This is a genomic window from Nocardioides sp. Soil796, assembly GCF_001429525.1.
In the GTDB taxonomy this organism is placed as follows: Bacteria; Actinomycetota; Actinomycetes; order Propionibacteriales; family Nocardioidaceae; genus Nocardioides.
Window position 1 is genome coordinate 62,001 of record NZ_LMSQ01000015.1, and the last position, 26,970, is coordinate 88,970.

The window sequence follows — 26,970 nt, forward strand, 5'->3', positions numbered from 1 at the left end:
AGAAGTCAGCCGGAATCTAGATGCACATGGTTGAGCCAAACGCTCACCTGGCCGAGACCGGGAGGTTCTGCTACACGATCTGGGGTCTGCTGCAGGATCCGGTGACAGGTCTAACCCCAAGTTGCGGCACCGCGAACTGGCATCACAACGGGATCAGCGCTTCGCGCGTAGTCAGGGGTCTGGCCGTCCCAAGAAGAATTCTTGACGATGTTGATCGCTCCGGGCTGTCCTGCTTCCCTAGGGGAATAGGGCATCATGCGGTCAGAATGCGGATGTTGACCGCAGTGAAGAAAACCACTGCGTCCTGACCTGGGCAAACGAACTTCGGCGCACCCGGCGGTTATCTCGGTCGCCGGCTGTCGGGGACCTCGGACTCACGTCATCCTGTCACCAGATTATGCAGCAGACCCCGGTGGCAGGCGGCGATCAGGCAACAAGGATGCGCACTCGCTGTCCGCGATCCTCACAGTCATTCCACCGCGAGCGAGCAGCGGGCGCCGAGGTCCGGGCACGAAGGTCGCAACCCGGTGGCCGCGAGCAGTCTTGAGGCGAGCGGGTGGCTCGGAATCGATGCCGTCGTTAACGTGGGGGCCCATGGAGCTGTACGACGTGATGCGCACAACCGCGGCTGTGCGTGACTTCACCGACGACCCGCTGTCCGACGCCGTGCTCCACACGATCCTCGACAACGCCCGCTTTGCCCCGAGCGGCGGCAACCGCCAAGGCACCCAGATCGTGGTGGTCCGCGACCAGGTGACGCGCGAGCGGCTGGTCGAGATCACCGGACCGGGCGCACGGCGGTACCACGCGCAGCGGGCCGCGGGCGAGGCGCCATGGAGCGCCTACACACCCAGCGCGATCACCGACGAGCAGGTGGCGAAGACCCGCGTCCCCACATCGGTCACCGACCCGATCCGCACGGCACCGGTGATTCTCGTCGTCTGCGTCGACCTGCGCGTCGTCGCGGCACTCGACCAGAACCTCGATCGGGTTGGCATCGTGGGCGGCGCGTCGGTCTACCCACTGGTGTGGAACCTCCTCTTGGCCGCACGCAACGAGGGGTTCGGTGGCACGATCACCACCATGGCCGTCGCCGAGGAGCCGGCGCTGAAGCGGCTGCTCGGCGTCCCGGACGCGTACGCCGTCGCGGCCGTCGTACCCCTGGGAAAGCCGGTCAAGCAGCTCACGCGCCTCACCAGGGTCGGGATGGACCAATTGACCCACCTCGAGCACTGGGACGGTGGCCCGCTCCGCCCGTAGTCTGGAGCCCATGACGGAGATCGACCTCGCGGCCATCGATGCCGAACGCGAGCGTATTCGGGCGACGTACCTGCAGCCGGAGCCGAGCCGGCCGGCGTCCAGCGCCCGGGGGCTCCACCATTTCGCCCTGGTAGCCCGCGACGTTGAGGAAACCGTCCGGTTCTACCAGGAGCTGCTGGAGTTCCCGTTGACCGAGATCTTCGAGAACCGCGACTACCAGGGCTCGAACCACTTCTTCTTCGACATCGGCCACGGCAACCTACTTGCGTTCTTCGACTTCCCCGGGTTGGAAGTCGGCCCATATGACGAGGTGCTCGGCGGACTCCACCACATCGCGATCTCCGTGGAACCGTTGAGGTGGAACCACCTCAAGCAGAAACTCGACGACGCCGGGGTGGAGTACCTGAGCGAGAGCGGCACTTCGATCTACTTCCGAGACCCGAACGGCGCGCGGCTCGAACTCATCGCCGATCCGCTCGGAGAGATGTACGGCACCAAGGTGCTGTGAAGCGCGAGCACGTCGTCTGACCCACGGCCAGGAGTGAAGACCGCAGAGGTATCTTGTGCCCGATTGATCGCTCCCCCGCGCCGTGCGGCTTAGGTGAATAGGAGACGCCTGCACCTCCCGGGCTGTTCTCGCCCGCCAAGGTTGCAAAGGGGGTGTGCACGGTCACTCGCCAAAGTTGGCCGCGCCAGCGTCACGCGCTGCGCTTGGTCGGCACCAGATCGTGCAGCAGTCCCTTGCGGTCTCGTGAAGTGAAGCGCTGCCTCCGCCAACCTCGGAGCCGTTCTCGTTGCAGCGTCAACTCGTCCGGACGCGACTTGCCATCGGGCGCGAGTTCTTCGTCCCCGGATGAATAACTCGGTACTGGAATCTTTTCGAGGGGCGGACGGCGATTACTACCTTGCCTGTTCGGTCCACGCGCTCAGACTTTACGACGCGCCACACGCCAGCGCCGTTCGCCGCCCGGCGCTGGAGACGGATCGATGTTCCCTTTGGAAAACGGTGCCACGCGTCATCGCCAGCAGAAAAGAAGCGCGGCTTCGCAGTGAACCTCCGTAGCTGGCCAGTGCGCTGGACGTCGAGCGTGGACCTCGTTGCTTGGCGGATGTCGAGCCGGCCGCTACTGGTGTCGATGAAGTCGCCGCTGTTGTAGTCGTAGTCGTAGTACGAGACTTGCGACCGACCTAGCCTCATGACGCCAACGCCCTCATACGGGCAGTAGAAGTACCTCCCAGCGAGGACGGTCGGGTTCCCACTGACTGGGTAGAGGCTGACGGAGCCGAGGTAGGCGTTGCCATTCCAGATGTCGACCTCGGCGTCGACGTCATCAATGTAGGAGGTGTCCGCGTTCGTACGCGCCGTGACGCTGACGTAGCGGCAAGAACCGCTGTTGATGGCGAGGCCTGGCGACTTCAGGGCGTAGACGTCAAAGGGGCCGTCGTCGGCGGCCGCTGCGGGCGAACTGGGCGACACGGCGACCGCGCCCCCGAGGGTAAGTGCGATGACGATTGTTGCGGCTAGAGAGCGAAGGCGCATGAACTGTCCCCATGTTGCGGCCCGCTACACGGTGAGCGGGCTCATTGGAGGACCGTATGGCGATGTCACGGCCGCTGTCTGTCGAATGCTCAAAGCATCTCGCGGAAGGCAGCGTTGGGGTTCACCCAGGGGTCCGCAGCAGGATCCGGCGACAGGTCACCCCCAGTTTGCGGCACGAGGACCTGGCATCTCACCGGGATCAGCGCTTCACGCATCGTCTCTGGTCCGCCGTCCCAAGAGGAACTCTCGAAGTGGGTCTGCTGCAGGTTCAGGTGACAGGTCTAAACCCCAAGTTGCGGCACCAGGACTGGCATCACAACGGGATCAGCGCTTCGCGCGTAGTCAGTGGTCTGGCCGTCCCAAGAAGAATTCTCGACGAAGTTGATCGCTCCCGACTGTCCAGCTTCCCTAGGTGCATAGGGGCCTGCCGCGGTCTGAATGCGGATGTTGACCGCAGTGAAGAAAACCACTGCTCCCTGACCTGGGCAATCGAACTTCGGCACACCCGGCGGTCATCTCGATCGCCCGCTCCTCCAGCCCTCCTTTGAGTACGCTCCTACTTTGGTCGACGCGCCGACTAACCTCGTGACGAAACGGGGCTGCCCGCGCTGAGATTCGCCTTTGGACCACCCGTACTCAATTGTGCCCAAACTACACGAGCGAAATCCGCGTGACCGAACCATTTCCCGGTACGGAATCCCCGGCAAGTTCTGCGATGATGTTGCCGTGGGTGACAAGCACAACCGGGCCCGGCGTCCCGCGTAACTCGGCAGCGACAGCCAGCCAGCGTTGGCGTAAGTCACTCACCGACTCACCTCCCGGGAGCCGCTGATGGTCGGCCAAGGAAAGTGATGCCTGTCTGGCAGCGTCAGCATTCCGCCCCTGCCAGATCCCGTAGTGACGTTCCCGCAGGCGTGGGTCTGACAGCGGCTCGAGTCCCAGCGCGCCCCCGATAATCTCGGCCGACTGCCACGCGCGCACGAGGTCGGACGTGAGCAGCTTCCTCGGTCCGTGGCCGAGCAGCCGAGCAGCCACCCCGGCAGCTTGGCGGCGACCAAGGTCGGTGAGCTTCGGAGACGCAGTCTGTCCCTGGATACGGCCGGCTACATTCCAAGTCGACTGTCCATGCCGGACCACAAGCAACTCGGTCATGGCGCCGTCCGGCCGATCCCTTCTCGCAGCTTAACTCCGCTGATCAGCATGCCCGTGGCCAGCGCGGCCCCTACACCTTCACCGGATCGCAGTCGCAGATCCAGCAAGGGTTCGAGCCCGAGGTGTACCAACACCGAGGCATGGGCCCGCTCCCGGCTGCGCTGACCGGCAACCAGGTATGCCGCTGCGCCCGGCTCGATCCGGACCGCAACCAGTGCGGCGACACTCGTGGCTAGACCGTCGAGAACGATGACGGCACCGACCGATGCCGCTCCCAGCACGGCGCCCGCCAGGACGCAGAACTCCGGCCCACCCAGGAAGGCGAGTGCTTCTTGAGGCAGAAGCTGGCCAGGGCCTCGGGCTGCCGTCACTCTAGCCAGGGCGGCCTCCACGACCTCGACCTTGCGCTGCAGCATGGCGGAATCAGCCCCCGCTCCGAGCCCCACGACCTCGGCCGCGGGCAGCCCTAGTAGCGTCGCAGTCAACGCGGCCGCCACCGTGGTGTTGCCTATGCCGACCTCCCCCAGAGCGAGGAGCACATGCTTCCGACCGGTGGCCACTCCGATCCTCCGACCCCACTCGATCAGGTCCCGCACGTCTGCCACCGACAAGGCATCGGTCGTGACCAGGTCGCCCGACGCCGTCCCTGCGTCCACCGCGCGAAAGTCCAGGCCGACTGCAGTGGCCGCGGCGGAACCGGCCGACTCCCCGACCGCACTCGCGGCCAGTACGTCATCTGTCAGCGAATCCGAAAAGGCCGAAACCCCATGAGCGGCCACCCGGTGTCGGCCCCCTACCAGCAGCAGCGCTCCGGTCGGGGGGGCGCCTGGACTCCGGCCCGAGGCAGCGGCAACGCGGTCGACGTAGCGGTCTAACAGGCCGAGCGAGCCAGGCGGCGTGAGGAGGACGTCGGCATCGTCACGAGCTTGGACGACAGCATGGATGGGTGGTGCACGCAGGTGCGAGAGCGGCGCCTGCGTCGTCTCGCTCCAACGCTCGGCGACGACCACCTCGCTGACCGGCTGTCGACGTGACCAGCCGGCCCGCTCCAAGCCCGGAGCCGGTGGTCGTTCGTCGGGCCAGCCGAGACACAACCAGCCGAGGGTGACCACACCGTCAGGCACGCCGACGAGATCCTCCAACTGCTGCGGGTCGAACAGGGTGACCCAGCCGACGCCCAGACCCTCAGCCCGCGCGGCCAGCCACAGGTTCTCTATGGCGCACGCACACGACCACAGATCCGCATCCGGGAAGGTCGCCCTGCCGAGGACTCCCCCGGACGGCGTACGTCTGTCGCAGGCGACGACCACCCCCAACGGCGCCTCCCGGATGCCTTCGAGCTGCAAGTCGAGCAGCCGTCGCGCCGCATCTGGCTCCAATTGCCGCGCCTGTCGAAGCCGCTGCTCGTCGGCCATCCGAGCAGCCCGCTCCCGAGCCTCCGGCTCAGAGACGACGATGAACCGCCAGGGCTGACTTTGCCCCACCGATGGGGCCGCGTGGGCGGCAGCGAGAACTCGGTTGAGAGTCTCGGAGTCGACCGGGTCTGGACGATAGCGGCGAATATCCCGGCGGGCGGCAACGAGGTCGTAGAACGCATCCTTGGACGTGCTCGGGAACGCCCAGCCCCTGACCTCGGCGGCACGCTCGGCCGCCGAGGTCCGGTCACCGATGAGAGGGATCGGCCGTTTCCAAATCACGGGGCCTCTTGGTCGTGCCACCGAAATTCGCACAGTGCCATGAAGAGACCGCCTTTCCATTCAAGGGCATCTGGATTGCCTTCGGCGGCGTTTGCGGCGGGTCCGAGGAACTCGTAGTGATCAGGTCGATCTTCGCGTCGTCGCGAGCGGATGTCACCGATCGGCATCTGCCTCTCGATGGCCAACTTCTGCGGTCGCGCGACCGTGTCAGCGAATACTGCCCCGATAGAGCCGCTGGCGACACCGAAGTCGTGGCCAGCAATCGCGGTCGGGCGACTGTGGAAGTGAGCCCAGCCGGCCACGCCCTCGTCTTGTAGCCGCGCTCGCGCGGCGTCGGCGGTTCCATGTCCCTCTCGGAGAGCCAAGAGCTCATGGATGCCGTCGTCGCACTGGGCACCCGCTCGACCCCGAACAGCGAGTTTCCGCGGGTCCTTGAATTCGAGCTGGGCCCACCGATGGTGGCGCATATTCAAGGGCCCCCCACTTGCTCGTCGGCGTGGTCGGTGATGGTGCGATCGGACACTCACCCAGACTCCAATCTTTCCGTCGGTAGATCAACCTACCAGACGGTTGACATCAATCACGAGACTCCATACGCTCCCAATGGCTCCCGCAAAGGCGGGACATCGCCCGCGGGGCCGAGGAGAGAAGGACGCCGATGACATCCGGTTCGCGAACCGAACAGTTGACGTTGATCCAGAAGCTGGCGTCGACCGACACCGCCTCGGTTCAAGCGGCGGGATCGAGACCCAGGCCAATGCGCCGATGGAAGGTCGTATTCGCGGCCGATGAACCCTGGCTCGGAGAGGTCTACGAGACCCGGTCCGGTCGCCGGCGCGAGTCCTTCGATTCGCCCGAAGAATTCGTCCGTTCCGTAATGCGGTTAACCGGCTGGCACTGGCCTCCCGTTCAACGAGAGCCGGATGCCGGGTGCCGGGCGCCCGCCCACCACCCAAGCAAGTCGCGAAGGGACACACCGTGAAGACCAGCCCAACCTACGCATTGTCCGAGGAGCATCAGTCCCTCAAGGAGACGGTGCGCGCCATGTGTGATGCGAAGATCGCGCCGTTCGCTGCCGAGGTGGACGAGTTGGCTCGCTACCCCCACGAGGCGGCGGAGGCCTTACTGGCCTCGGATTTCCATGCTCCACACGTGCCCGAGGTGTACGGGGGCGCGGGAGCAGATCCACTGGCCACTGTGATCGTGATCGAGGAAGTCGCCCGGGCGTGCATGTCGTCCTCCCTGATCCCGGTAGTGAACAAGCTCGGGTCGCTGCCGGTGCAGATCGGCGGCTCCGAGGAGCTGAAGACCAAGTACCTCGGCAAACTGGCCCGCGGCGAGGGCGGCTTCTCCTACTGCCTCTCCGAGCCGGACGCCGGCTCGGACGCCGGTGGCATGAAAACCCGGGCGGTGAGCGAAGACACCAGCGACGGTGCCTTCTACGTCCTCAGCGGGGTAAAGCGGTGGATCACCAACGCCGGCGTCTCCGAGTACTACACAGTCCTCGCGGTGACCGACCCCGACAAGCGCACCAAGGGCATCTCCGCCTTCGTCGTGGAGAAGTCCGACGAGGGTGTCTCGTTCGGTGCCCCGGAGAAGAAGCTCGGCATCAAGGGCTCGCCCACCACCGAGGTCTACTTCGACAACGTGCGCATCCCCGCCGACCGCATCATCGGCGAAGAGGGCCAGGGCTTCGAGATCGCGATGAAGACCCTCGACCACACCCGCATCACGATCGCCGCGCAGGCGGTAGGTGTCGCCCAGGGCGCGCTCGACTACGCGCTCGGGTACGCCAAGGAGCGCCAGCAGTTCGGCAAGTCGATCGCCGACTTCCAGGGCCTCCAGTTCCTGCTGGCCGACATGGGCATGAAGGTCGAGGCCGCACGCCAACTGACCTACGCCGCCGCCGGCCGCTCCGAGCGCGACGACAAGGACCTAACATTCTTCGGTGCCGCCGCCAAGTGCTTCGCCTCCGACGTCGCCATGCAGGTGACCACCGATGCCGTCCAGGTACTCGGCGGCTACGGCTACACCCGCGACTACCCGGTCGAGCGCATGATGCGCGACGCCAAGATCACCCAGATCTACGAAGGCACCAACCAGGTCCAGCGCATCGTGATGGCCCGCCGCCTCCTGTCCGGCGCGAAAGCCGTTGTCTGAGTAAACGCCCGGCAGACCATCGATCTTCGCCCGCTTGCATTCGAAGGCTGTGCTGATCAAAGGGTCGATCGCCTACCGATAAACATGGGACATCAGTCCGAGGTCGGGTCGCTAGGCGCGCCGAGTGACGACGACTTGCTCCGAGTCAGGGCAGAGGGCACTGGATCACAGACTTGCTCCGTTGCTCCGGTGAGGCTTGGGTGGGGGCTGACAGCTCGGCGCCAACTACTCTGCGGCCTCGTGGTCGCCTGGGTGACCGGGAGGTCGTAAAGAGCCACCTCGAGGTATGTGGAAGTAGGCAAGGCATTTGAGTGGCAGACCCCTGGAGCCCGGGCGCCTGCCGACCCGATGCTCATCGAGGCCGGACACGAGCAGCACCCGGATGTTCGGCTTGAAGTGCTCGACATGGTCGGCCTCGCCCCCGATCTCGGCACCTTCGACTTGATCGTCTGCGCCGGCAACGTGATGGTCTTTGTGGATGCTCGGCACAGTCTGCTTACAGACCGGTCAATGATGACCACTCCCGCATCGCCTACGCCTAGATCCACGCCGACGAGAGCATGGAGACCGCCGCGGTGCTCAACCGCAAGGCCATTGGCTGGTTCGCCGAACGCGGCGTCATCGTGAAGCGGGTGCTCAGTGTCAACGGCCACTGCTCGGCATCCCAGCTTTGGCGCGACACCTGCGCCGAACTCGGCATCACGCGAAGAGGATCCGTCCCTACCGCCGCAAACCAACGGCAAGATCGAACCCTTCCACCGCACCCCTGACTGAAGGCCGGACCTCAAGAATCCCACAACACCGAATCAGCAACGCCGAGCCGCTCTGCCTTCACGACCCCCAATACGAACACGAACGGGGCTCCGTGATCGGGAAGGTCCAACCCGTCACGCGATTGGACAACTTGGCCGAGCATGGCCTTTAGAGCGCGCACCGTCCAGCCAGTCATTCGCATTACAGCCCGGAAGTACTGCTCCGGCGATTCCCACTACGCCTACTGACTGCCGTCCCGGTCAAGCCATCGTCTCGAGCCAGGGCACTTCAGCCGCAACCACGAGCATCCAACCCACGCGTGCGTTGACGCAGGCGGTCTTGTCCATCGCCTCCCGCTCGGAGTCTGTCGAGCGCTCCGCCACGTCCGCGCAGCTCCCTGCCGGGACGAGACCGACGCTAAAGAGTCCTTGTCCAGGCTGCCAACCGTCTGTTAGGTTGAACTACCAACGGGAAGATTGGAGCATGATGACCATCAACATTGAGACCGACGTCCTCGCGGGAACACTTCTCGAAGGACCAATGCAGGAGCGTCGCGACCGGCTGGCCGCCCTGCCGATCAAGGAGCCGCGCGACCTCTCTGCCCGGAACCGGGCGGTGGCCCTGTGCGATAGCGGCGCCTTTAACGAGATCATGGCGATGCGCAACGGATATCGCAGTGAGGCCCGGGGCGCGACCACTCCCCTGCCATCCGACGGCGTGGCCATCGGGTGGGGGCTCATCCACGGGCGCCCGACCGCAATTGCGAGCCATGACTTCGCGGTCGCCGGGGGTTCGATCGGCTCCGTCTTTGCCGACAAGGTCGTGCGCCTCCAGCGCTTCGCGATCGACAACGGCATGCCGATCATCTACATCAACGACTCGGGCGGCGCCAGGATCCACGAAGGCATCGAGGCCCTCGACGGGTGCGGCCGGATCTTCGCCCAGAACGTCCGTGCCAAGAAGCGGGTTCCGCAGATCTCGGTGATCATGGGCCCTTGCGCTGGAGCCGCAGCCTATTCGCCGGCCCTTACCGACTGGACGATCATGGTCAGCGGCCAGGGCCGTCTGTTCCTGACCGGACCCGAGGTGGTCAAGGCAGCCACCGGCGAGGACGTCGACCCGGAAGACCTCGGCGGAGCCGGCCTGCACACCCGCGATAGCGGAGTCGCACACCTCGAGGTGGCCGACGAGCGGGAGGCGCTGCGCTCCGTCATCGGCCTCCTCTCCTTCCTCCCGCAGCAGCGTGGCGGCGAGCTTCCCCTCCAGGCACCCCGCGAGCCCGAGCGGAGTGTCCAGGAGCTGGCCGACCTGATTCCGGCGGCGAGCCACGTTGCCTTCGACGTACGCCACGTCCTGTCGTGCATCGTCGATGGAGGGACGACCTTCGAACTCTCCGCCAAGTTCTCGCCCAGCGTGGTCACCGGATTCGCACGACTCAATGGCGTCCCGATCGGGATCGTCGCCTCCCAGCCGCGGCGACGCGGCGGAATTCTGGACGCGAAGGCCGCCCAGAAGGTGGCCCGGTTCGTTCGCTTCTGCGGCCGGTTCGGTGTGCCCATCACCACCTGGGTCGACGTCCCGGGCTTCATCCCCGGAGCGGTCGAGGAGCGCAGAGCAGTGATCACGCACGGTGCCGACATGCTCGACGCTTACGCGGACGCCGACGCCCCTCGCCTGACCGTCATCATGCGCAAGGCGTACGGCGGCGCCTACATTGCGATGGGCTCACGCTCCCTCGGGGCGGACTTCACCTGGGCATGGCCGCAGTCGGAGATCGCCGTGATGGGCCCGGAGGGAGCCGTAGGCATCTTGAACCGTCGCGAGCTGGCAGCAGCCGACGACCCTCGCGCCGTGCGCACCGCCCTGGCCGCGCAATACCGCGCCGAGGTCACCCACCCCTTCCGGGCCGTGGACGCGGGCATCGTCGACGACGTTATCCAGCCCGAACAGACCCGGGCCGCATTGACCGCGGCCCTGCAGGGCCTGGGCCTCGGACTCCACTGACAACTCCACCTCCGTTCACGACAAGTCGCTCCAACCCACCTCACCCACGCAAGGAGAAATCATGACCAAGGTCTACCTGATCGATGGCGCCAGAACCCCGATCACCAAGTTCGGCGGAAGCTTCCGCGACCTGAAGGCGACTGATCTGGCGACCGCCGCTGCGCAAGGGCTCATCAACCGCAGCGGTGTCCCGGCCGAAGCGATCGACCACGTAGTCGGCGGCACCGTCCTACACAACATGACCGAGTCCAATGCCGCGAGGGTCGTCAGCAAACGCATCGGGCTGCCCGATGCCACAGCGGCATTCACACTCACCATGCAGTGCGCCTCGGGCATGGCGGCGTTCATCAAGGCCGCACAGGCCGTTGCCCTCGGTGACTCACAGGTGGCCTTGGCACTCGGGTTCGAGTCCATGAGCAGTGCAGGCTTCACCGTCGAGGGTGCCCGCTGGGGTCTGCGCCTCAAGCACGGACAGTTCACCGACGCGCTCAAGGAGTGCACGCTCGCCGGTTCCCACCAATGGGGTGAGGCGTGGTACATGATCGACGTTGCCGAGAACCACGCGAAGATCGACAACATCACCCGCGAGGACATGGACGCCTATGCGGTCGAGTCGCACCACAAGGCCGCAGCCGCCCAGGCAGCGGGCCGTCTCGCCGGAGAGATCATTCCGGTGGACGTCGCGACCCGAGCGGGCGTCCGACAGGTCAGCGAGGACGAGCACATCCGGGCCGACGCCTCTTTCGAGACACTCGCGAACATGGATCCCATCAGGCCCGGTGGGGTGATCACCGCGGGCAACGCGTCGGGCATCAACGACGGTGCGGCCGCGGCACTGATCTGTTCAGCTGAGGCGCTCGAGGACTTGGGGGTCGAACCGCTGGCCGAGTTCGACGTTTCCCACAGCTCCCTGGTCGGATGCGACCCGCAGCTGATGGGCTATTCGGCAGTCGTAGCGATGAACACCATGCTGGAGCGGGCCAAGCTCGGTCTGGACGACCTCGACCTGATCGAGTGCAACGAGGGCTTCGGCGTCCAAGGCGTCGCCTGTGAACGACTCGGCGGTTGGCCTACCGACCGGGTGAATCTCGATGGCGGTAGCATTGGGCTCGGTCACCCAGTGGGCATGTCGGGACTCCGGATCGTCATCCATCTTGCCCACGCGCTCCGGCAACGCGGCCTTCGCCGCGGCGCAGCGACGGTTCCCGCCGGCAGCGGCCTGGGGACCGCGGTCATTCTCGAATCAGTCGGCGGGTGATCACGAACTGAAAGGTGCAGGTGTCATGGAACGTGCAACCAACGGCCAACAGCGGGTCACCATGGAACGTCTGGTCGCGGTCGCCGGCGAACTTTTTGCCGAGCGCGGGTACCGCGCAACCACCCTCGACGACCTCGCGGACGCCTTGAACGTGAAGAAGGCCTCGCTGTACTACTACATCGACACCAAGAACACCCTGCTCCGCGCCATCTACGACCAAATCCTGGGCAGGATCGCGGAGAAGGTCGTCCCCATCTCCGAACTGGATCTTCCACCAGACGAACGGCTTCGACGGATGGTGTCTTCACACATCGAGTTCGTCACTCTCGAGCGCAGCCTGCTCTCCGTGGTCTTCCAGGAGGAGTGGGAGTTGCCCGAGGACATGCAAGAAACGATCAAACAGATGAAGCACAGCTACGAGAACGCCTTCACCAAGGTGGTCGAGGAAGGCCAACAAAAGGGCCTGCTGCGTGCCGGATCGGCTCGGTTCATGGTGCTCGGCCTCCTGGGCATGACCAACTGGATGTACACGTGGTACGACGCCGATCGGCACGACCAGAGAGAGATCATCGGCGAGTTCGTCCAGTTGCTGGAGCACGGCTGGCTGGCCAGCGACGCACCTGCACGGCCGGCCTGGCCGCGCGCCGACTCGGTCGAATCGGCACTATCGGAGAGCTTCACACTCGTGCGTGAACTCCGCGAACGCGCTGACTCACTCGAATCAGAACTCACTTTCGCCAGAGAACGCCTGGACCAAGGCGTGATCGGCATCAGGACTGGAGAATCACCATGAGCAAACAACAGGAGGTCCGGGCCGAGTTGGCCGGAAACGTGTACAAGATCCTCGTCTCTGTTGGCGACGAGGTGAACAAGGGCGATCAGCTGATCGTCCTCGAGTCCATGAAGATGGAGATCCCCGTGATCGCCCCCAAGGCGGGCACCGTCACCGCCGTGAACACGTCCGCGGACTCGGTCATCGCCGAGGGCGACGTGCTCGTCGTGATGGAGGTTCCCACCGACTGAACGCTTGAGCTCCACCCTTCCCCGAAGTGCCGGGTCGACATCTCGTCGGCCCGGCGCTTCGGCATTTCCGGCGCTGTAGATCCGGGTCGCGAAGGGGCTTGACCGACAACCATCCGAGCGGTAGGTTTTCTTACCAACGAGTCGGTAGACAGGAGTTGCACCGGTGAATTCCAGCGTGGAAATCGAACGACGTGGCGCGATCGCAGTACTGCGACTGAACCGCCCCTCCCGCGGCAACACCTTGGACGGCGAGGTGACTGCGGACCTGAGCGCCGCGGTCCAGCAGGCCGGGTCGAATCCCGAGGTCCGCGGCATCGTGGTGACCGGCACCGGGCGCCTCTTCTGCGCCGGGGGCGACGTGAGCACTCTCGCCGAGTGGGGTCAGCTCGACCACGCCAGCCGGGTCGCGAAGTACCGCGGGTCCCAAGAACTGGTCAAGACCCTGCAGGCGTGTCCGATCCCAGTGGTTGCCGCGTTGAACGGCAGCGCCGCGGGCGCAGGGGTCGACCTCGCGCTGGCCTGCGACATCAGGGTCGCCGTCCCGACGGCCTCGCTCACCGCCGCGTTCGCCACGGTCTGCCTGGTTCCCGACCTCGGGGGAAGCTGGTTTCTGGCCCGCCGCATTGGCCGCCACCAGGCCTTGCGATTCCTCTTGGGCGGTCACAAGTTGCCCGCCGGCGAGGCCCTTGAGCTGGGCTTGGTCGACCGCGTGGTCGGTCCCGACGAGGAGCTCATGGACACGGCCTGCGACGTGGTGCTCGAGCTCGTCGAGAACGTCCCTGCCCCGGTCTTGGCCGAGTCCCTCCTCGCCCTGCGTGGAGCCGACCAGCACGACCTCGAGACATCGATGGACCGTGCCGCCCAGGCCCAGGCCCGCCTGATGTCGACGCCCGAACACGAGGAACGCATTGCCGCATTCCTCACCGCCGCACGCTGAACCGCCCAAGGAGAGATTCACATGTCGTCAGCAGAAGACAGGGACAAGTCCCAGCGCATGGAAGATGAGTGGTCAACCGAGTACGCCAAGATGGTGGGACGCTTCGGCGACGCCGCCCCGAAGCAGGCGACCAGCCCCCGGTCACAGTCCGGGCTGCCGCTCAAGAGCGCCTACTTCCCCCATGACCTCGACGGCATCGACGTCGAGGAGCAGATCGGTCGCCCCGGTGGGTTCCCGTTCACCCGCGGCAACCTGGCCGCCCAACACCAGCTGATGGCGTGGGCCAACCAGCCAGTGATCGGCTACGGCCTCGCGGAGCAGACCCGTGAGCGGATGGACTATCTCGAGTCGCAGGGCATGATCGGCTACTTCGGCCAACGGTTCTACAACCTGGTCTACGACCTGGTCTCGCACGAGGGTCTCGACCCGGACCACCCCGCAGCTCGCGGACGCATCGGCCAGGTAGGCATGGGCATCTACAACGTCCGCGACATGGAGCGCCTGTTCGACGGTATGGACCTGCGCAAGATCAACGTCGTCCACATCACCTACTACCAGACCATTCCGGCAATCGCGCAGTACATCGCCTACGGGGAGAAGATGGGCGTCCGCCCTGACGAGCTCCGCGGCAACTCTATGAACTGGTACCACCAGTCGGCGTACGTCGGCATGAGCGCATTCCCGGCCGACCAGGGATTGAAGCTGGCCACCGAGTTGATCTCCTACTGCTCCAAGCACATGCCGAAATGGAACACCACGAACTTCTTCGGCTACGGCATCGAGGAGGCAGGAGGCAACGCAGCCCAAGAGACCGGGCTGATGATCGCCGTCGGGCGCGAGATCGCCCGCGCGTGCATCGCCGCCGGCATGAAGGCCGACGACTTCCTGCCCCGCTTCGGCTTCCAGTTCTCCCAGGCCAACGACTTCTTCGAGGAGATCTCGAAGGTCCGCGCCATGCGGCGCATGTGGGCCACCACGATGCACGACGAGTTCGGTGCCCGTGACCCGCGCTCAATGCATGTGCGGATCCACTCGCACACCTCCGGTGCCGTGCTCACCGCGCAACAGCCGCTGGTGAACCTGATCCGCACGTCGATCCACGCCTTGGGCGCGGTGATAGCGGGTACCCAGGCCATGGAGGTCTCCGCGTACGACGAGGCCCTGGGCATCCCCTCGGTCGAGGCGCACACCCTCGCCCTGCGAGTGCAGCAGGTCGTCCAGGAGGAGACCAACGTCACAGCTGTCTCCGACCCGCTCGCCGGCTCCTACTACGTCGAGGCGCTCACCGATCAATTGGCCCGCAAAGCGATGGAGATCGCCGACGAGGTCGAGAAGCAGGGCGGATTCGTCGCGGCGCAGCAGTCCGGCTGGATCAGATCCGAGGTCGAGGCCACGTCCGAGCAGTGGCGCGAGCAGGTCAACAGCGGCGAGCGGCGCATCGTCGGCCTCAACTGCTACAAGGTCGAGGAGAACCAGGAGCACGAGGTCTTCGCCGTCGACCCGTCCCTGGAACAACTGGCCGTCGAGCGGATCCAAGAATTGCGGGCCACTCGCGACAACGACCGCTACGAGAAGGCGATCGCAGGCCTGCACGTCGCGGCCGCCGAGTTCGCCAAGGCCGAGGTCGCCGATCTGGGCAGCGACCGGCTGATGGAGGCATCCATCGAAGCAGCCCGCGCCGAGGCAAGCACCGGCGAAATGATGGCGGTGCTCAAGGAGCACCTCGGCTGGGCCGCACCCCATGAGTTCTGACCGATCGCTTCCCCGCTCACCAATCACATCCAAAAGGAGTCACGATGGAACAACCCATCCGGGTGCTGCTCGCCAAGCCCACCCACGACAGTCATGACCGCGGCGTCCGCTACTTAGCGCGCGTGCTGCGCGACGGCGGGTTCGAGGTGGTCTTCATGAACTTCCTCCTCCCCGAGGACGTGCTCAGCGCCGCCACCCAGGAGGACGTGGATGTGATCGGCATCTCGAGTTCCGCTGGTGGCCACATGCACGTCTTCATCGAGATCGCGCAGGCTCTCAAGGAGAGCGGTCAACAGGACGTGCTGCTCATGGGCGGCGGCATCATCTCGTCGTCCGATGTCAAGAAACTACGGGCCGAAGGCGTCGGTCGGATCTTCGGACCCGGCAGCGACCCTGACGAGATCAAATCCTATATCCGCGAAAACGCGCGGGTGGCCACCGGAACCCGGAACTGAGGCGATCACGATGAAGAACATCTCGATCCTCGGCGGTGCCGGCTTGATGGGCCACGGCATCGCACTGGCCTGCCTGACCGGGAGCGACGCCCGGGTGACCATCGTCTCCCGTCGTGAGGCCACGGTTGAGAAGGGCCTGGACGCCGTCGAGAACGGGCCCTACGGCCTCCGGAAGGCGGTCGATCGCGGTCGCCTTACAGAGGAGGGTCTCCGCGAAGCGATGTCGCGGCTCGAGGGCACAACGGACTATGCGGACGGGCTCGGCTCCGCCGATCTAGTATTCGAGTCGATTCCCGAAGTGCCGGAACTCAAGCTCGAGGCGCTGGCGTCGGCCGCTGAGGCCGCTCCGCCGACCGCGATCGTTGCCACCAACACCTCCAGCATCATGATCGCCGAGTTGAGTTCGGCGTTGCCCGATCCGTCGAGATTGGTGGGCACGCACTGGTTCTATCCGTCGAACGTGATGCCGTTGGTCGAGGTCGCTCCGAGTGCCTTGACTGCTCCCGAAGTGACCGGTGCTGTGATCGACTACTTGTCGACCATCCGTAAGCGTCCGGTGCAGGTGAAGGACGCCCCCGGCTTCTTCATGACCAGGTTCGTCAACAGCTTCATCGCCGAAGCGATCCGCTCGGTCGAGCTCGGCATCGCCGGACCGGCCGAAATCGACGAGATGGTCAAAACTGGGCTTGGCTGGCCGATGGGTGTCTTCGAATTGCTCGACGACACGGCGAGTTTCGATGCGTGGTACCACGCGCAGGAGTACCTGCACGACAAGTGCGGGGACCGCTACGCGGTGCCGCCGCTGGCTCACCAGGTGTTCTCCGCGGGCTTCCTGGGTGACTCCACATTCAAGCACTCCAGCCGCGGTGGCTGGTACGAATTCCTCGGTGCTGACCGCCCTGCTGCTCGGGAGAAGTGACGTGTGCGGGATGCCCGAGCCGACGGCGGGACGATTCCGTGCAGCCCCCACTGACCTGGGCTTTGTGGTGACCCGGCTGCACGACCATGTGCACGTCCTGCAGGCCCGGAGCACGTTCTGGCCGGCTCCGGGAAACATCGTGGTCATCCAGGACGATGTCGGAGTCGCGCTCATCGATTGCGGCTTCGGCACCGAGGAGGGACGCGACGGGGTCGCCGAGGCACTGAGCAGCCTGGGCCTCGACATCCGCGCCGTCCACACGGTGTTGGTGACCCATCCGCACCTCGACCACGCCGGTGGGATCGGGCTGTTCGAGGAACGGGTACGCGTCCTCGGCCCATCCCGCCTGGGTGTGCTGGTCGCCAATGCGCACGCAACGGCCGAACTGATCTTCCCGACAGTCTTGCGGGATCTCGCTCCCGAGCGGGCGGACCTGGAGATCGTCGAGCACTTCGAGACCGACTGCGGGACCTCCGCAGCACCGGTGGCCACCACCGTGGTCGAGCCAGGTGACGTGATCCACCTCGGCCGAACCCGGTGGGAGGCGATCCCGACACCGGGGCACGAGGACGGCATGTACTCCTACTTCGAGCCCGAACTGGGGATCCTCGCCTGCTCCGACGTCCTCGCCGCCAAAGGCACCGCGATTCCGTGGTACGCCCCCGGCGGCGGCGGGACCGCGGGCTATCTGGCAGGGCTAGCGCGGATTGCCGACCTGCCGGTCGACATCGCCGTACGAGGCCACGGGGACGCACTCTTCGGAGCGGACTCGGTGGCTGAGGCAACAACCATCACCTCGGACCGGATCCGGAACAGGACCAGCCTGATCCGTCGGGAGCTGACGGCACGACCGCGCTCCTTCGCCGACCTGGAACTGGAGATCTACAACCAGAGGGTCTACGGGGTCATCCCGTGGGCCGCGAGTGTGCTGGGAACCCACCTCCTCGAGGGCATCGAGGACGGAACACTGCGCCGCGACGGGGACCTGTTCGCGGCCGTGGGATGAATGGAGGGACCGAGATGACCATGCAGACAGAACGACCAACCTCCCGGTTGGCCGGCGAAGTGCTGGAGCGGAATCACCGCGCCATCGCCCAGGCGATCACCCTAGTGGAGAACGGTCAAGGTGCCAGTGAGTTGCACACCCCCCTCTTCCCGCACACGGGCAAGGCCTTCACGATCGGGATCACCGGCCCGCCAGGAGCCGGAAAGTCCACACTGGTGGACCAGCTCGTAGCGCACTACCGCGCCGAAGGCCTGAGTGTCGGCGTCCTGGCGGTCGACCCGTCGAGCCCCTTCACCCGCGGCGCGTTGCTGGGTGACCGGGTGCGCATGCGGTCCTTCGCCGCCGACCAGGGCGTCTTCGTCCGCTCGATGGCCAACCGCGGACACGTCGGCGGGCTCGCGCTGGCCACACCGAGCGCGATACGTCTCCTCGACGCGGCCGGCTTCGACCGGATCCTGGTCGAGACGGTCGGCGTGGGGCAGTCGGAGGTGGACGTTGTGGGCGCGGTCGACTGCACCGTCGTGGTCGAGGTGCCGGGCATGGGTGACGTGGTGCAAACCATGAAGGCCGGGCTGATGGAGATTGCCGACCAGTTCGTCGTCAACAAGGCGGACCGGGAGGGGGCCGAACGCCTGGCCCGGGAACTTCGCCGGGTGCTCCGCGAGCAATCGGGCAAGGGCGCGAACGCGGACGTCATACAGACATCGGCACACCGGGGAGACGGCGTGCCCGAGCTGTTGCAGGGCATCGAGGCATTCCGCGAACGCCAGATCGAATCCGGTCGGCTCGACGAGCGTCGTCAGGAGAACCTGACACGCGAGGTGGCCGCCTTCGTAGGCGAGCACGCCCGTCGTCGCCTGCTCGGTGTCAGCGGGACTGGCCTTCCGCCCCAAACACTGGAAGACCTCCTGGGACGCCGACGCGACCCCCAGGGCCTGGCCCTCGACATCGTCGAGGCGGGCCTTCGCCCCCGGTTGTCGGAAGGCGTCGAGTGATGTTCGAGTCCGTGTTGATCGCCAATCGAGGCGAAATCGCCAGCCGGGTGATCCGAACCGCCAAGAAGATGGGCCTCCGGACCATCGCCGTCCACAGCGACGCCGATCAGGAAATGCCGTTCGTGGCCGAGGCCGACGAAGCCGTGCTGATCGGACCCGCACCGGCACGCCAGAGCTATCTGGACATGGAAAAGGTCCTCGAGGCCGCACAGCGGACGGGCGCCCAGGCGATCCATCCCGGTTACGGCTTCCTGGCAGAGAACCCCACCTTCGCCGCCGCAGTGGCGCAGGCCGGCCTGACCTGGGTCGGACCTGATGCCTCAGCCATCGAAGCCCTGGGCGACAAGGTCAACGCCCGCAACATCATGGCCGCGGCCGGTGTCCCGGTAGCGCCCGGCTCCGGGACACCGGCCACCTCCTTGGCCGACGCGGTTGCCCACGCGGACCGGATCGGCTTCCCCTTGATGGTCAAGGCGTCCGCGGGCGGAGGCGGCATAGGCATGGGTGTCGCGCACGACGCGAGCGAGCTCGAGGACTGCTTCGCGACGGCGCTGAGCAGGGCCGAGCGCTTCTTCGGCTCCCCCGACATCCTTCTCGAGCGGTTCATCGCCAACGCCCGCCACGTAGAGATCCAGATCCTGGTGACCAACGAGGGCGAGGTGATCACTCTCGGCGAACGCGATTGCTCCCTGCAGCGTCGGCACCAGAAGATCCTCGAGGAGACCCCGTCACCGGGAGTCTCGCCCGATCTGCGGCAACGCATGCTCGAGGGAGCGCGACGGGCCGGCAGCGCGATCGGCTACCGCAACGCAGGTACGGTGGAGTGCTTGGTCGATCCGGTCAAGCAGGACTACGTCTTCCTGGAGATGAACACCCGGTTGCAGGTCGAGCACGCGATCACCGAACTGACCACCGGAGTCGACCTGGTCGAGCAGCAGTTCCTCATCGCCGGTGGCCAGTCCCCGACCTGCGACTCCGCGCCCGCCCACGCCGGCCATGCCATCGAGTTGCGGATCTGCGCCGAAGACCCGGTCTCATTCCTGCCGAGCCCCGGACAGATCACCGGGTGGATCGAGCCCCGAGGGGAGGGGGTCCGCGTCGACTCCGGATATCGGGCCGGCAACTCCGTCAGCCCGCACTATGACTCTCTCCTCGCCAAGCTGTGCACCTGGGGGGCGGACCGCGACCAGGCCATCGCCCGAGCCCGAGTTGCCGCCGGCGAGTTTCAGATCGAGGGAGTCAAGACCAATCTCGGGTTCCTGCAACATCTGCTCGACTCCCAGCAGTTCGTGCTGGGCGACTACGACACCCATTTCGTCGAGACCAGTGCGGCTCCTGCGTGGGCCGGTCCGGCGCAACCCTGATCCGCAGCCCCATGAAACTTCACTGAGAGGACGTCTCAATCATGACCGACAATCTCACCATGGGCCACGTCGTACGGCGATCGGCCAAGCAGTATCCAAACCGGACTGCCATCATCTACGAAGGCAAGACCTACACCTATTCCCAATACAACGAGCGGGTGAACCGGGCCGCCAACGCGCTCACTGAACTGGGCATCGACTTCGGCGACCACATCGCCATTCTCGGCAAGAACTCGATCGAGTACCTCGAGCTGTGCCACGCCTCCGCCAAGATCGGCGCAGTCTTCGGCACTGTCAACTGGAGGCTCGCCCCCAAGGAGATCTCCTTCATCGTCACCGACGGTGACTCCAAGGTGCTGGCCGTCGAGGCGTCACTCCAGGAGGTGGTCCGTCCGGCCCTGGCTGACTTACCCGACATCACGATCGTCGTGTACGACGGTGAGCCGACGCTGCCAGGGGCACTCTCCTACGAGGACCTGGCCCAGAAGGCACCCACTGCCGAGCCCACCGCCGAGGTGGGGAGCAGCGACGACGCTCTGATCATGTACACCTCGGGCACCACCGGCCTCCCCAAGGGAGCGGTGTTGACCCACGGCAACGTCTGCTGGGACGCGATCAGCTATCTGACGTACGCCGCCCCCCGGCCGTACGACGCGCTCCTGGTCGGGATGCCGATGAACCATGTCAGTGGCTTGCACATGCAGACCTCTGCTTTCCTGATCCGCGGGCTGCCCTTGGTGATCATGCGCCAGTGGGATGCCGAGGAGGCCTGCCAGTTGATCCAGAAGCACCGGGTGACTGCGGCGACCATCCTGGTCACGCCACTCCAGCAACTGCTGGCCTTCGAGGGCATGGACGACTACGACCTCACCTCGCTCCAACTGGTGCTCACGGCCGCGGCGAAGTACACCCGCGACCTGTCGATCCAGACGATGCATCGGCTCCAGGTGGACCGCCTCCTGTTCGGCTATGGCCTGACCGAGGCCGCACCGCTGGCCAGTGTCACCGAGTTCTCCGGCGAGATGCTCGCCAACGAGAACACCCTGGGCTTCCCGGTCTGGTACAACGACGTGCTGATCGTCGACGAATTCGACAACCCTGTTCCGGAGGGCGAGGCAGGCGAGCTCGTCATCCGCGGACCCAACGTCTTCAAGGGCTACTACAAGCGGCCCGAGGTCAACGAGCAGGTGCTGCGCGGCGGCTGGTTGCACACTGGGGACCTCGCCTGCTTCCGCGGGAACAGCCTCTACTTCGTGGACCGCAAAAAGGACATGATCAAGAGCGGCGGAATGAACGTCTACTCCCTCGAGGTCGAGATGGCCTTGATGGCAGCCAACCCGGAACTGACAGGCGTCTCGGTCATCGGAGTCCCTGACGAGAAGTGGGGCGAGGCCGTGGTGGCCTTCGTGGTGGCGTCCGCAGACTCGCCGACCAGTGCCGAGGAGATCATCGCCAAGACCCGGTCCCATATCGCCGGATTCAAGTTGCCCAAGCGCATCCACTTCATCGACGAGCTCCCGACGAACGTCTCGGGGAAGGTCCGCAAGACGGTGCTCAGGGATTGGGCGACCGACGGGAAGTTCGCCGAAGCCATGAGCTGAACGGTCCAAATCTGGACCCTGTCGGTCGAAAAATGTCTGCACGACCGGCGGGGTTTCAGTCATGCCACTTTGCAAAAAGGGCACCCCATCAACTCCGTGTCGGGGTCGTCGACAGCTCCCGAAGTTGACCCTTGACACCCATCTTGTGACGCACGTAACATCCCCAACCAATGAGTCGGTTGGGCGAATAACTGGTCGATCGGCACGAGGAATGGGAAGGACTCATGAGTCAGCACGAAGGCCGTTTGGACGCCGAAATCCGCGGGCAGCTCCGCAGGATTTCAAACCTGCCGTTCTACGCCCAGAGGGCGCTCACTGCGGGGATCGACCTGACGCATGTCGAGACATGGGAGCAGTTCCAGGAGCTGCCCTTGCTCAGCCGTGCCGACTTCGAGGACTGCTTCGAGAACGACACCGCTTGGGGCGGCTTCCGGGTGCCCGGCGTGGTGCGGATGAACTTCACCCCGAGCGCCCGCCTCGGGCTCCTCCCGGAGTTCCACACGCCATCGGACCTGGCCGCGAGTGCTCGTGCCCTGGCCGCAGTCGCTCGGGCTGCCGGGATCACGGCGGACGACGTCGTCCAGGTCACCCTCGCCTATCACGTTCTGGTGGCCGCCCGACTGTTCGACGAAGGCTTCGCCGAGTTGGGGGCGTGCTCTTTGCAAGCAGGTGCGGTGCCCACCGAGCAACAACTCAACCTGGCCCGCCGGGGCCACCCCACGGTGCTGATGAGCAACCCCAGTTTCGCCCAGCGGCTCGGCGAGGCCGGGCTGCGAGGTATCCGCCGCATGGTGCTGACCGGGGAGCCCTTCACGGCGATCGAGGGTCGACGGGAGGCACTCAAGGACGCCTTTGACGGCGAGCTGCTGAGTGCCGTCGACACGTACGGTGTCTCCGAGTGCTTCCCCGTTGCCGCCGAGTGCCGGGCCGAGACCGGGATGCACCTGCGTGAGGACTTCTGCGTCGTCGAGGTGATCGACTCCGAGACCCTGGACCCGGTGCCCCATGGCACCGCGGGCGAACTCGTGGTGACTCACCGCAACAAGCAAGGGATGCCGTTGCTGCGCTATCGCACCGGGGACCTGGCTGTGGTCGAGGCCACCGAGTGCGAGTGCGGCGCGACCACCGTGCTGCCTCGAGGAGTCTTCGGACGCACGGACAACATGACCAAGGTCAAGGGCGTGAAGCTCTACCCCTCCCAGGTGGCGTTCATCCTCGCCGGCTTCGAGGGCCTGGATCCCCGGCAATACCGGATCACCCTGCGCGAGAGCAACGGGGTCGACCAGATCGCACTGAAGGTCGCCGCGACCACCACCGATGTCGACATCGCGGCAGTCAAGCGCAGCCTGAAGGAAGGAACCCTCTTGTCGTTCAACGACGTCGAACTGGTCCCTGCCATCGACGAGGGGCCAACCGTCGACGACCTCCGGGGCGACGCCCGTCGGAACATCGCCTCGGTGGGCAGCGCCAAATGAGCCAAACCGAAGTGGGCGCGACCGCCGCTCCTGCCACCGTCCGCACTCCCCTGCTGGAGCTGAAGAACCTCGAGGTCACCTACAACCAGGTCGTGCTCGCCGTCCGCGGCGTCTCGATGGAGGTGCAGGAAGGCACCGTGTGCGCCCTGCTCGGGGCCAACGGTGCAGGCAAGACGACCATCCTTCGGGCGATCTCGAGCGTGCTCACCTCCCAGGACGGCGAGGTCACCGACGGAACAATCTGCTTGGACGGGGACCCGATCACCGATCTTGCAGCCGACAAGATCGTGCGACGTGGCATCTGCCATGTTCCCGAGGGCCGGCAGGTCTTTCGCGACCTCACCGTCGAGGAGAACCTCCGCGCCGCGGCGTTCACACTAACCGACCGACGCAAGGTCGAGTCACGGCTGGAGATGGTGCAGGAGTACTTCCCCAAGCTCACCACCCTGTGGAAGGGCAAGGCGGGCTACCTCTCCGGTGGTGAGCAGCAGATGCTCGCCCTCGGGCGGGGGCTGATGCTGGACCCGCGCCTGCTGATCCTGGATGAACCCTCTCTCGGCCTGGCTCCGGTGATGGTCGACGAGATCACCCGCATCGTGACCGAAGTCAGCCGCCAGGAGCGGGTCACCGTGCTGCTCGTCGAGCAGAACGCGCAGATCGCCCTCGACCTGTCCGACTACTGCTACGTGCTCGAAAACGGCCGGATCGTGCTGGATGGGAGATCGAGCGAAATCGCCGAGAACCAGGACATCAAGGAGTTCTACCTGGGGGCCTCCGAGGGGTCCTCGACGAACTATGCCGCGATCAAACACTATCGCCGGCGGAAGCGGTGGATGTCATGACGACAACACAGTTCACAGATCGCACCCGCGCCGTAGAGCAGAAGGGACTCGAAATTCGCGACGTCTCCCTGCGATTCGGCGGAGTCCATGCCCTGGACGGCGTGAGCTTCGATGTGAAGCCGGGCGAACTGCTCTCGATCATCGGTCCGAACGGGGCAGGAAAGAGCTCGCTCCTCAACTGCATCTCCGGCTTCTACCGGCCACAGCAGGGAGGGATCTACCTCGACGGCCAGGACCTCACCAGGCTCAAGCCGCACCAGATCGCCGGCCGCGGCATTGGCCGGGTCTTCCAGAACATCGAGCTGTTCAGCCACCTGACAGTCCTGGAGAACGTGATGCTCGGCCGGCACCACGCGCTGCGGCCCAAATGGTGGGCCGATGCGCTCTACTTCGCTCCACGCCAACTGCGCAAGGAACTGGAGCACCGACGCGTGGCCGAGGAGATCATCGACTTCGTCGAGATCGAGAAATATCGACAGATGCCGGTTGGGCAGCTCTCGTACGGCCTGCAAAAGCGTGTTGAGCTCGCGAGGGCCCTGGCCATGGAGCCGGCGGTGCTGCTGCTCGACGAGCCGGTCGGTGGCATGAACCAGGAAGAGACCGAGGACATGGTCCGCTACATCCTCGACGTCAAGGAGCAGTTGGGCACCACCGTGGTGCTGATCGAGCACCACATGGGAGTCGTCGTCGACATCTCCGATCGAGTGGTGGTCATCGATTTCGGACGAAAGGTGGCCGAAGGGCCACCGCGGGAGATTGCCCAGCACCCCGAAGTCCTCCGCGTCTACCTGGGCAAAGGCGGTGACCCGGAATGAGCTTCTTTCTCCAGCTCACGATCTCCGGTCTGGCCATCGGCTCGGTCTATGCCCTAATCGCACTTGGATTCGTTGTGGTCTACAAGGCCACCCGAGTGCTGAACTTCGCCCAGGGCGACATGATGATGATCGGCGCATTCGTCACCTTCACGCTGAGCAGCACGCACGGCTGGCCGTTCTTCGTCGCTCTCGGAGTCACCCTGGTGGCGTCCTTCTTCCTTGGGTTCGTCATCGAGCGGCTGGTCCTACGCCCGATGCTCGGGCAACCCGTCTTCTCGATCATCATCGTCACGATCGGGCTCGCCTGGCTCATGCGCGGGATAGCGGGCATGGCCTTCGGTCACTCCGAGCAGCGGATCACGTTCCCGTTCTCCGGTGAGTCCGTCCGCCTGCCCGGAGTGGACGTCACCCTGTCGGCGGAGAACATAGCGACGCTCACCATGACCATGCTCACGTTCCTGGCGTTCTTCGTGTTCTTCCAACGCACCCGATGGGGGATCGCGATGCGAGCCACGGCGAGCAATCAGGACGTCGCGCAGATGATGGGCATCAACGTCAACCGGATCTCCGCCCTCGCCTGGGGGCTGGCCGGTGTCGTCGGCACGCTCGCCGGGGTCATCCTCGGAATGCTCGGCTTCCTGTTCATCCACGTGGGCGACACGGCGCTGAGGGCATTCCCAGCTGCTGTCCTCGGCGGACTCGACGCCACCGGGGGCGCTGTCGTGGGCGGCGCGATCCTCGGCGTCGCCGAGACACTGTTCGGCGGCTACCTGGGCGGAGCCTACCGGGAGTTGATGGCGTGGATCCTCCTGATCGTGGTCCTGCTCGTCCGCCCCTTCGGCCTATTCGGCTCCAAGGACATCGAGAGGGTCTGACATGCGCACTGCCTACTACAAGGTTTCCTACCTCAAGGATGCCGCTCTCTACGACAGCAAGTTCTCACGGTTCTGGATGATCGTGCTCGGCGTCGCAGTACTCGCCGTGCCGCTGGTGGTCTCGCCGTTCCAGATCTACCTGGTCAACCAGGCGTTGATCGCGGCGATCGCGGCGATCGGACTCAATCTGTTGATCGGGAACACCGGTCTGGTTTCGCTGGGTCACGCCGCCTTCATGGCTATCGGCGCCTACACCACGGCCCTGGTCTCGGTGCACTGGTCGTTTCCGTTTCTGCTCGCGGTGCTGACCGGCGCCGGCGCTGCCGCGCTCTTCGGCACGGTCGCCGCACTCCCTGCTCTGCGACTCAAGGGGCTGTACCTGGCCCTGGTGACGATGGGCTTCGCTTTCGTCGTCGATTTCGTGATCCGCCGCAGCGACCTGCTCGGTCGGGACAATGGGCTCCTGGTGCCGATACCGTCAATCGGTCCACTGATCATCACCACCAGCGAGCAGTGGTACTTCCTACTGGTGATCGTGCTGGCGCTGATCGCCATGGGGGTAAAGAACCTGATCCGCAGGGGGACCGGCCGGGCGTTCGCTGCCATCCGGGACCGGGACATCGCCGCCGCGATCATGGGTGTCAATCTGACGCATTACAAGATCCTCGCGTTCGCGCTGTCCTCAGCCATTGCGGGGCTCGCCGGTGGCTTCTACGCCAGCCTGATCGGATTCATCAACCCAGCCCACTTCAACCTCCTGCTCAGTGTCGAGTTCATCGCGATGATCATCATCGGCGGCCTCGGTTCCGTGCTCGGATCGATCGTAGGTGCGCTCTTCCTGACCTTCCTCCCCGAACTCATCCGCGGAACTCTCGAAGGCAGGTTCACCTTCCTCGACGAAAACTTCGAAGACTTCAGGATCGCTCTCTTCGGATTCATCATCGTCGTCGTTCTGGTGCGCGAGCCGGACGGATTCGTGGGGAGGTGGCGAGACACCAAGAACTACTTCCGAGCTTGGCCGTATCGACAGGTTCCCGACTGACCGGGACAAGGACCACGAACAGCCCTCTGTGGCACGCCTGACCGC

The 26,970-nt window shown here is 65.3% G+C and carries 23 protein-coding genes and 1 pseudogene; 21 read left to right on the forward strand and 3 right to left on the reverse strand.

What is annotated here, in order from left to right; all coding sequences use genetic code 11:
* Positions 1-594: 594 nt before the first annotated feature.
* Positions 595-1,260, forward strand: a complete 666-nt coding sequence (locus ASH02_RS05865; protein ID WP_056675254.1) for a nitroreductase family protein — start codon at positions 595-597, stop codon at positions 1,258-1,260.
* A gap of 10 nt (positions 1,261-1,270) precedes the next feature.
* Positions 1,271-1,768 carry a VOC family protein gene (locus tag ASH02_RS05870; protein ID WP_056675251.1) on the forward strand — a complete coding sequence of 166 codons (498 nt, stop codon included), beginning with the start codon at positions 1,271-1,273 and terminating at the stop codon, positions 1,766-1,768.
* A 294-nt stretch (positions 1,769-2,062) separates the two neighbouring features.
* On the opposite strand, the gene ASH02_RS05875 is transcribed toward ASH02_RS05870, so the two are convergent.
* From ASH02_RS05875 to bluB, 3 genes are all read right to left on the reverse strand, one after another.
* Entirely contained in the window at positions 2,063-2,800 is a 738-nt protein-coding gene (locus ASH02_RS05875; protein WP_056675248.1) for a hypothetical protein, read from the reverse strand.
* A 651-nt stretch (positions 2,801-3,451) separates the two neighbouring features.
* Complete coding sequence (locus tag ASH02_RS27495; RefSeq protein WP_082563447.1) at positions 3,452-3,952, reverse strand: histidine phosphatase family protein; 501 nt, start codon at positions 3,950-3,952, stop codon at positions 3,452-3,454.
* Complete coding sequence (gene bluB / locus ASH02_RS05880) at positions 3,949-5,649, reverse strand: 5,6-dimethylbenzimidazole synthase (RefSeq protein ID WP_056675245.1); 1,701 nt, start codon at positions 5,647-5,649, stop codon at positions 3,949-3,951. Before bluB ends, ASH02_RS27495 begins: the two co-directional genes overlap by 4 nt.
* 978 nt (positions 5,650-6,627) lie before the next feature.
* Here bluB and ASH02_RS05890 point away from each other — a divergent pair.
* The 19 genes and pseudogenes from ASH02_RS05890 (at position 6,628) to ASH02_RS05975 (ending at position 26,925) form a co-directional block, all read left to right on the forward strand.
* On the forward strand, positions 6,628-7,809 hold the full coding sequence (locus ASH02_RS05890; RefSeq protein WP_268788266.1) for an acyl-CoA dehydrogenase family protein: 1,182 nt from the start codon (positions 6,628-6,630) through the stop codon (positions 7,807-7,809).
* Positions 7,810-8,321: 512 nt separating this feature from the next.
* Positions 8,322-8,574 (forward strand): annotated as a pseudogene (locus ASH02_RS26950) (IS481 family transposase); the annotation flags it as partial.
* A gap of 474 nt (positions 8,575-9,048) precedes the next feature.
* Positions 9,049-10,566 (forward strand): acyl-CoA carboxylase subunit beta, encoded by a 1,518-nt coding sequence (locus ASH02_RS05895; RefSeq protein WP_056675239.1) that lies wholly within the window; start codon positions 9,049-9,051, stop codon positions 10,564-10,566.
* A gap of 61 nt (positions 10,567-10,627) precedes the next feature.
* Positions 10,628-11,824 carry a thiolase family protein gene (locus tag ASH02_RS05900; protein WP_056675236.1) on the forward strand — a complete coding sequence of 399 codons (1,197 nt, stop codon included), beginning with the start codon at positions 10,628-10,630 and terminating at the stop codon, positions 11,822-11,824.
* Between the two features lie 25 nt (positions 11,825-11,849).
* Positions 11,850-12,617: a TetR/AcrR family transcriptional regulator gene (locus ASH02_RS05905; protein ID WP_056675233.1), complete on the forward strand. Its 768-nt coding sequence runs from the start codon at positions 11,850-11,852 to the stop codon at positions 12,615-12,617.
* Positions 12,614-12,847: a biotin/lipoyl-binding carrier protein gene (locus ASH02_RS05910; protein ID WP_056675229.1), complete on the forward strand. Its 234-nt coding sequence runs from the start codon at positions 12,614-12,616 to the stop codon at positions 12,845-12,847. The genes ASH02_RS05905 and ASH02_RS05910 overlap by 4 nt, the downstream gene beginning before the upstream one ends.
* 175 nt (positions 12,848-13,022) lie before the next feature.
* A complete protein-coding gene (locus ASH02_RS05915; RefSeq protein ID WP_056675227.1) occupies positions 13,023-13,784 on the forward strand; it encodes an enoyl-CoA hydratase/isomerase family protein in 762 nt (253 codons plus the stop codon).
* Positions 13,785-13,805: 21 nt separating this feature from the next.
* Complete coding sequence (locus ASH02_RS05920; RefSeq protein WP_057294419.1) at positions 13,806-15,536, forward strand: acyl-CoA mutase large subunit family protein; 1,731 nt, start codon at positions 13,806-13,808, stop codon at positions 15,534-15,536.
* Between the two features lie 44 nt (positions 15,537-15,580).
* Entirely contained in the window at positions 15,581-15,991 is a 411-nt protein-coding gene (locus tag ASH02_RS05925) for a cobalamin B12-binding domain-containing protein (RefSeq protein ID WP_056675221.1), read from the forward strand.
* Between the two features lie 10 nt (positions 15,992-16,001).
* A complete protein-coding gene (locus tag ASH02_RS05930; RefSeq protein ID WP_056675217.1) occupies positions 16,002-16,910 on the forward strand; it encodes a 3-hydroxyacyl-CoA dehydrogenase family protein in 909 nt (302 codons plus the stop codon).
* 67 nt (positions 16,911-16,977) lie between these two features.
* The gene (locus ASH02_RS05935) at positions 16,978-17,916 is read left to right on the forward strand and encodes an MBL fold metallo-hydrolase (RefSeq protein ID WP_057294420.1); all 939 of its coding nucleotides are present in this window, start codon (positions 16,978-16,980) and stop codon (positions 17,914-17,916) included.
* Positions 17,917-17,930: 14 nt separating this feature from the next.
* Entirely contained in the window at positions 17,931-18,911 is a 981-nt protein-coding gene (gene meaB / locus ASH02_RS05940; protein ID WP_200959093.1) for a methylmalonyl Co-A mutase-associated GTPase MeaB, read from the forward strand.
* The gene (locus ASH02_RS05945) at positions 18,911-20,275 is read left to right on the forward strand and encodes an acetyl-CoA carboxylase biotin carboxylase subunit (RefSeq protein WP_056675214.1); all 1,365 of its coding nucleotides are present in this window, start codon (positions 18,911-18,913) and stop codon (positions 20,273-20,275) included. The genes meaB and ASH02_RS05945 overlap by 1 nt, the downstream gene beginning before the upstream one ends.
* Before the next feature lie 41 nt (positions 20,276-20,316).
* Positions 20,317-21,876 (forward strand): AMP-binding protein, encoded by a 1,560-nt coding sequence (locus ASH02_RS05950; RefSeq protein WP_056675211.1) that lies wholly within the window; start codon positions 20,317-20,319, stop codon positions 21,874-21,876.
* A 224-nt stretch (positions 21,877-22,100) separates the two neighbouring features.
* Positions 22,101-23,351 (forward strand): phenylacetate--CoA ligase family protein, encoded by a 1,251-nt coding sequence (locus ASH02_RS05955; RefSeq protein WP_156393467.1) that lies wholly within the window; start codon positions 22,101-22,103, stop codon positions 23,349-23,351.
* Positions 23,348-24,193, forward strand: a complete 846-nt coding sequence (locus tag ASH02_RS05960; RefSeq protein WP_200951055.1) for an ABC transporter ATP-binding protein — start codon at positions 23,348-23,350, stop codon at positions 24,191-24,193. The genes ASH02_RS05955 and ASH02_RS05960 overlap by 4 nt, the downstream gene beginning before the upstream one ends.
* Positions 24,190-25,008: an ABC transporter ATP-binding protein gene (locus tag ASH02_RS05965; protein ID WP_056675205.1), complete on the forward strand. Its 819-nt coding sequence runs from the start codon at positions 24,190-24,192 to the stop codon at positions 25,006-25,008. Before ASH02_RS05960 ends, ASH02_RS05965 begins: the two co-directional genes overlap by 4 nt.
* Complete coding sequence (locus ASH02_RS05970) at positions 25,005-25,883, forward strand: branched-chain amino acid ABC transporter permease (RefSeq protein ID WP_056675202.1); 879 nt, start codon at positions 25,005-25,007, stop codon at positions 25,881-25,883. Before ASH02_RS05965 ends, ASH02_RS05970 begins: the two co-directional genes overlap by 4 nt.
* A gap of 1 nt (position 25,884) precedes the next feature.
* Entirely contained in the window at positions 25,885-26,925 is a 1,041-nt protein-coding gene (locus ASH02_RS05975) for a branched-chain amino acid ABC transporter permease (protein WP_056675198.1), read from the forward strand.
* Positions 26,926-26,970: the final 45 nt, after the last annotated feature.

What these genes read in the sequence shown, in the direction of transcription:
- ASH02_RS05910 (WP_056675229.1), top strand. Translation starts at nt 12,614, where the DNA reads ATGAGCAAACAACAGGAGGTCCGGGCCGAGTTGGCCGGAAACGTGTAC.
- ASH02_RS05900 (WP_056675236.1), top strand. Translation starts at nt 10,628, where the DNA reads ATGACCAAGGTCTACCTGATCGATGGCGCCAGAACCCCGATCACCAAG.
- ASH02_RS05925 (WP_056675221.1), top strand. Translation starts at nt 15,581, where the DNA reads ATGGAACAACCCATCCGGGTGCTGCTCGCCAAGCCCACCCACGACAGT.
- ASH02_RS05865 (WP_056675254.1), top strand. Translation starts at nt 595, where the DNA reads ATGGAGCTGTACGACGTGATGCGCACAACCGCGGCTGTGCGTGACTTC.
- ASH02_RS05955 (WP_156393467.1), top strand. Translation starts at nt 22,101, where the DNA reads ATGAGTCAGCACGAAGGCCGTTTGGACGCCGAAATCCGCGGGCAGCTC.
- ASH02_RS05965 (WP_056675205.1), top strand. Translation starts at nt 24,190, where the DNA reads ATGACGACAACACAGTTCACAGATCGCACCCGCGCCGTAGAGCAGAAG.
- ASH02_RS05905 (WP_056675233.1), top strand. Translation starts at nt 11,850, where the DNA reads ATGGAACGTGCAACCAACGGCCAACAGCGGGTCACCATGGAACGTCTG.
- ASH02_RS05950 (WP_056675211.1), top strand. Translation starts at nt 20,317, where the DNA reads ATGACCGACAATCTCACCATGGGCCACGTCGTACGGCGATCGGCCAAG.
- ASH02_RS05920 (WP_057294419.1), top strand. Translation starts at nt 13,806, where the DNA reads ATGTCGTCAGCAGAAGACAGGGACAAGTCCCAGCGCATGGAAGATGAG.
- ASH02_RS05975 (WP_056675198.1), top strand. Translation starts at nt 25,885, where the DNA reads ATGCGCACTGCCTACTACAAGGTTTCCTACCTCAAGGATGCCGCTCTC.
- ASH02_RS05930 (WP_056675217.1), top strand. Translation starts at nt 16,002, where the DNA reads ATGAAGAACATCTCGATCCTCGGCGGTGCCGGCTTGATGGGCCACGGC.
- ASH02_RS05875 (WP_056675248.1), bottom strand. Translation starts at nt 2,800, where the DNA reads ATGCGCCTTCGCTCTCTAGCCGCAACAATCGTCATCGCACTTACCCTC.
- ASH02_RS05870 (WP_056675251.1), top strand. Translation starts at nt 1,271, where the DNA reads ATGACGGAGATCGACCTCGCGGCCATCGATGCCGAACGCGAGCGTATT.
- ASH02_RS05895 (WP_056675239.1), top strand. Translation starts at nt 9,049, where the DNA reads ATGACCATCAACATTGAGACCGACGTCCTCGCGGGAACACTTCTCGAA.
- ASH02_RS05960 (WP_200951055.1), top strand. Translation starts at nt 23,348, where the DNA reads ATGAGCCAAACCGAAGTGGGCGCGACCGCCGCTCCTGCCACCGTCCGC.
- ASH02_RS05945 (WP_056675214.1), top strand. Translation starts at nt 18,911, where the DNA reads ATGTTCGAGTCCGTGTTGATCGCCAATCGAGGCGAAATCGCCAGCCGG.
- meaB (WP_200959093.1), top strand. Translation starts at nt 17,931, where the DNA reads ATGACCATGCAGACAGAACGACCAACCTCCCGGTTGGCCGGCGAAGTG.
- ASH02_RS27495 (WP_082563447.1), bottom strand. Translation starts at nt 3,952, where the DNA reads ATGACCGAGTTGCTTGTGGTCCGGCATGGACAGTCGACTTGGAATGTA.
- ASH02_RS05970 (WP_056675202.1), top strand. Translation starts at nt 25,005, where the DNA reads ATGAGCTTCTTTCTCCAGCTCACGATCTCCGGTCTGGCCATCGGCTCG.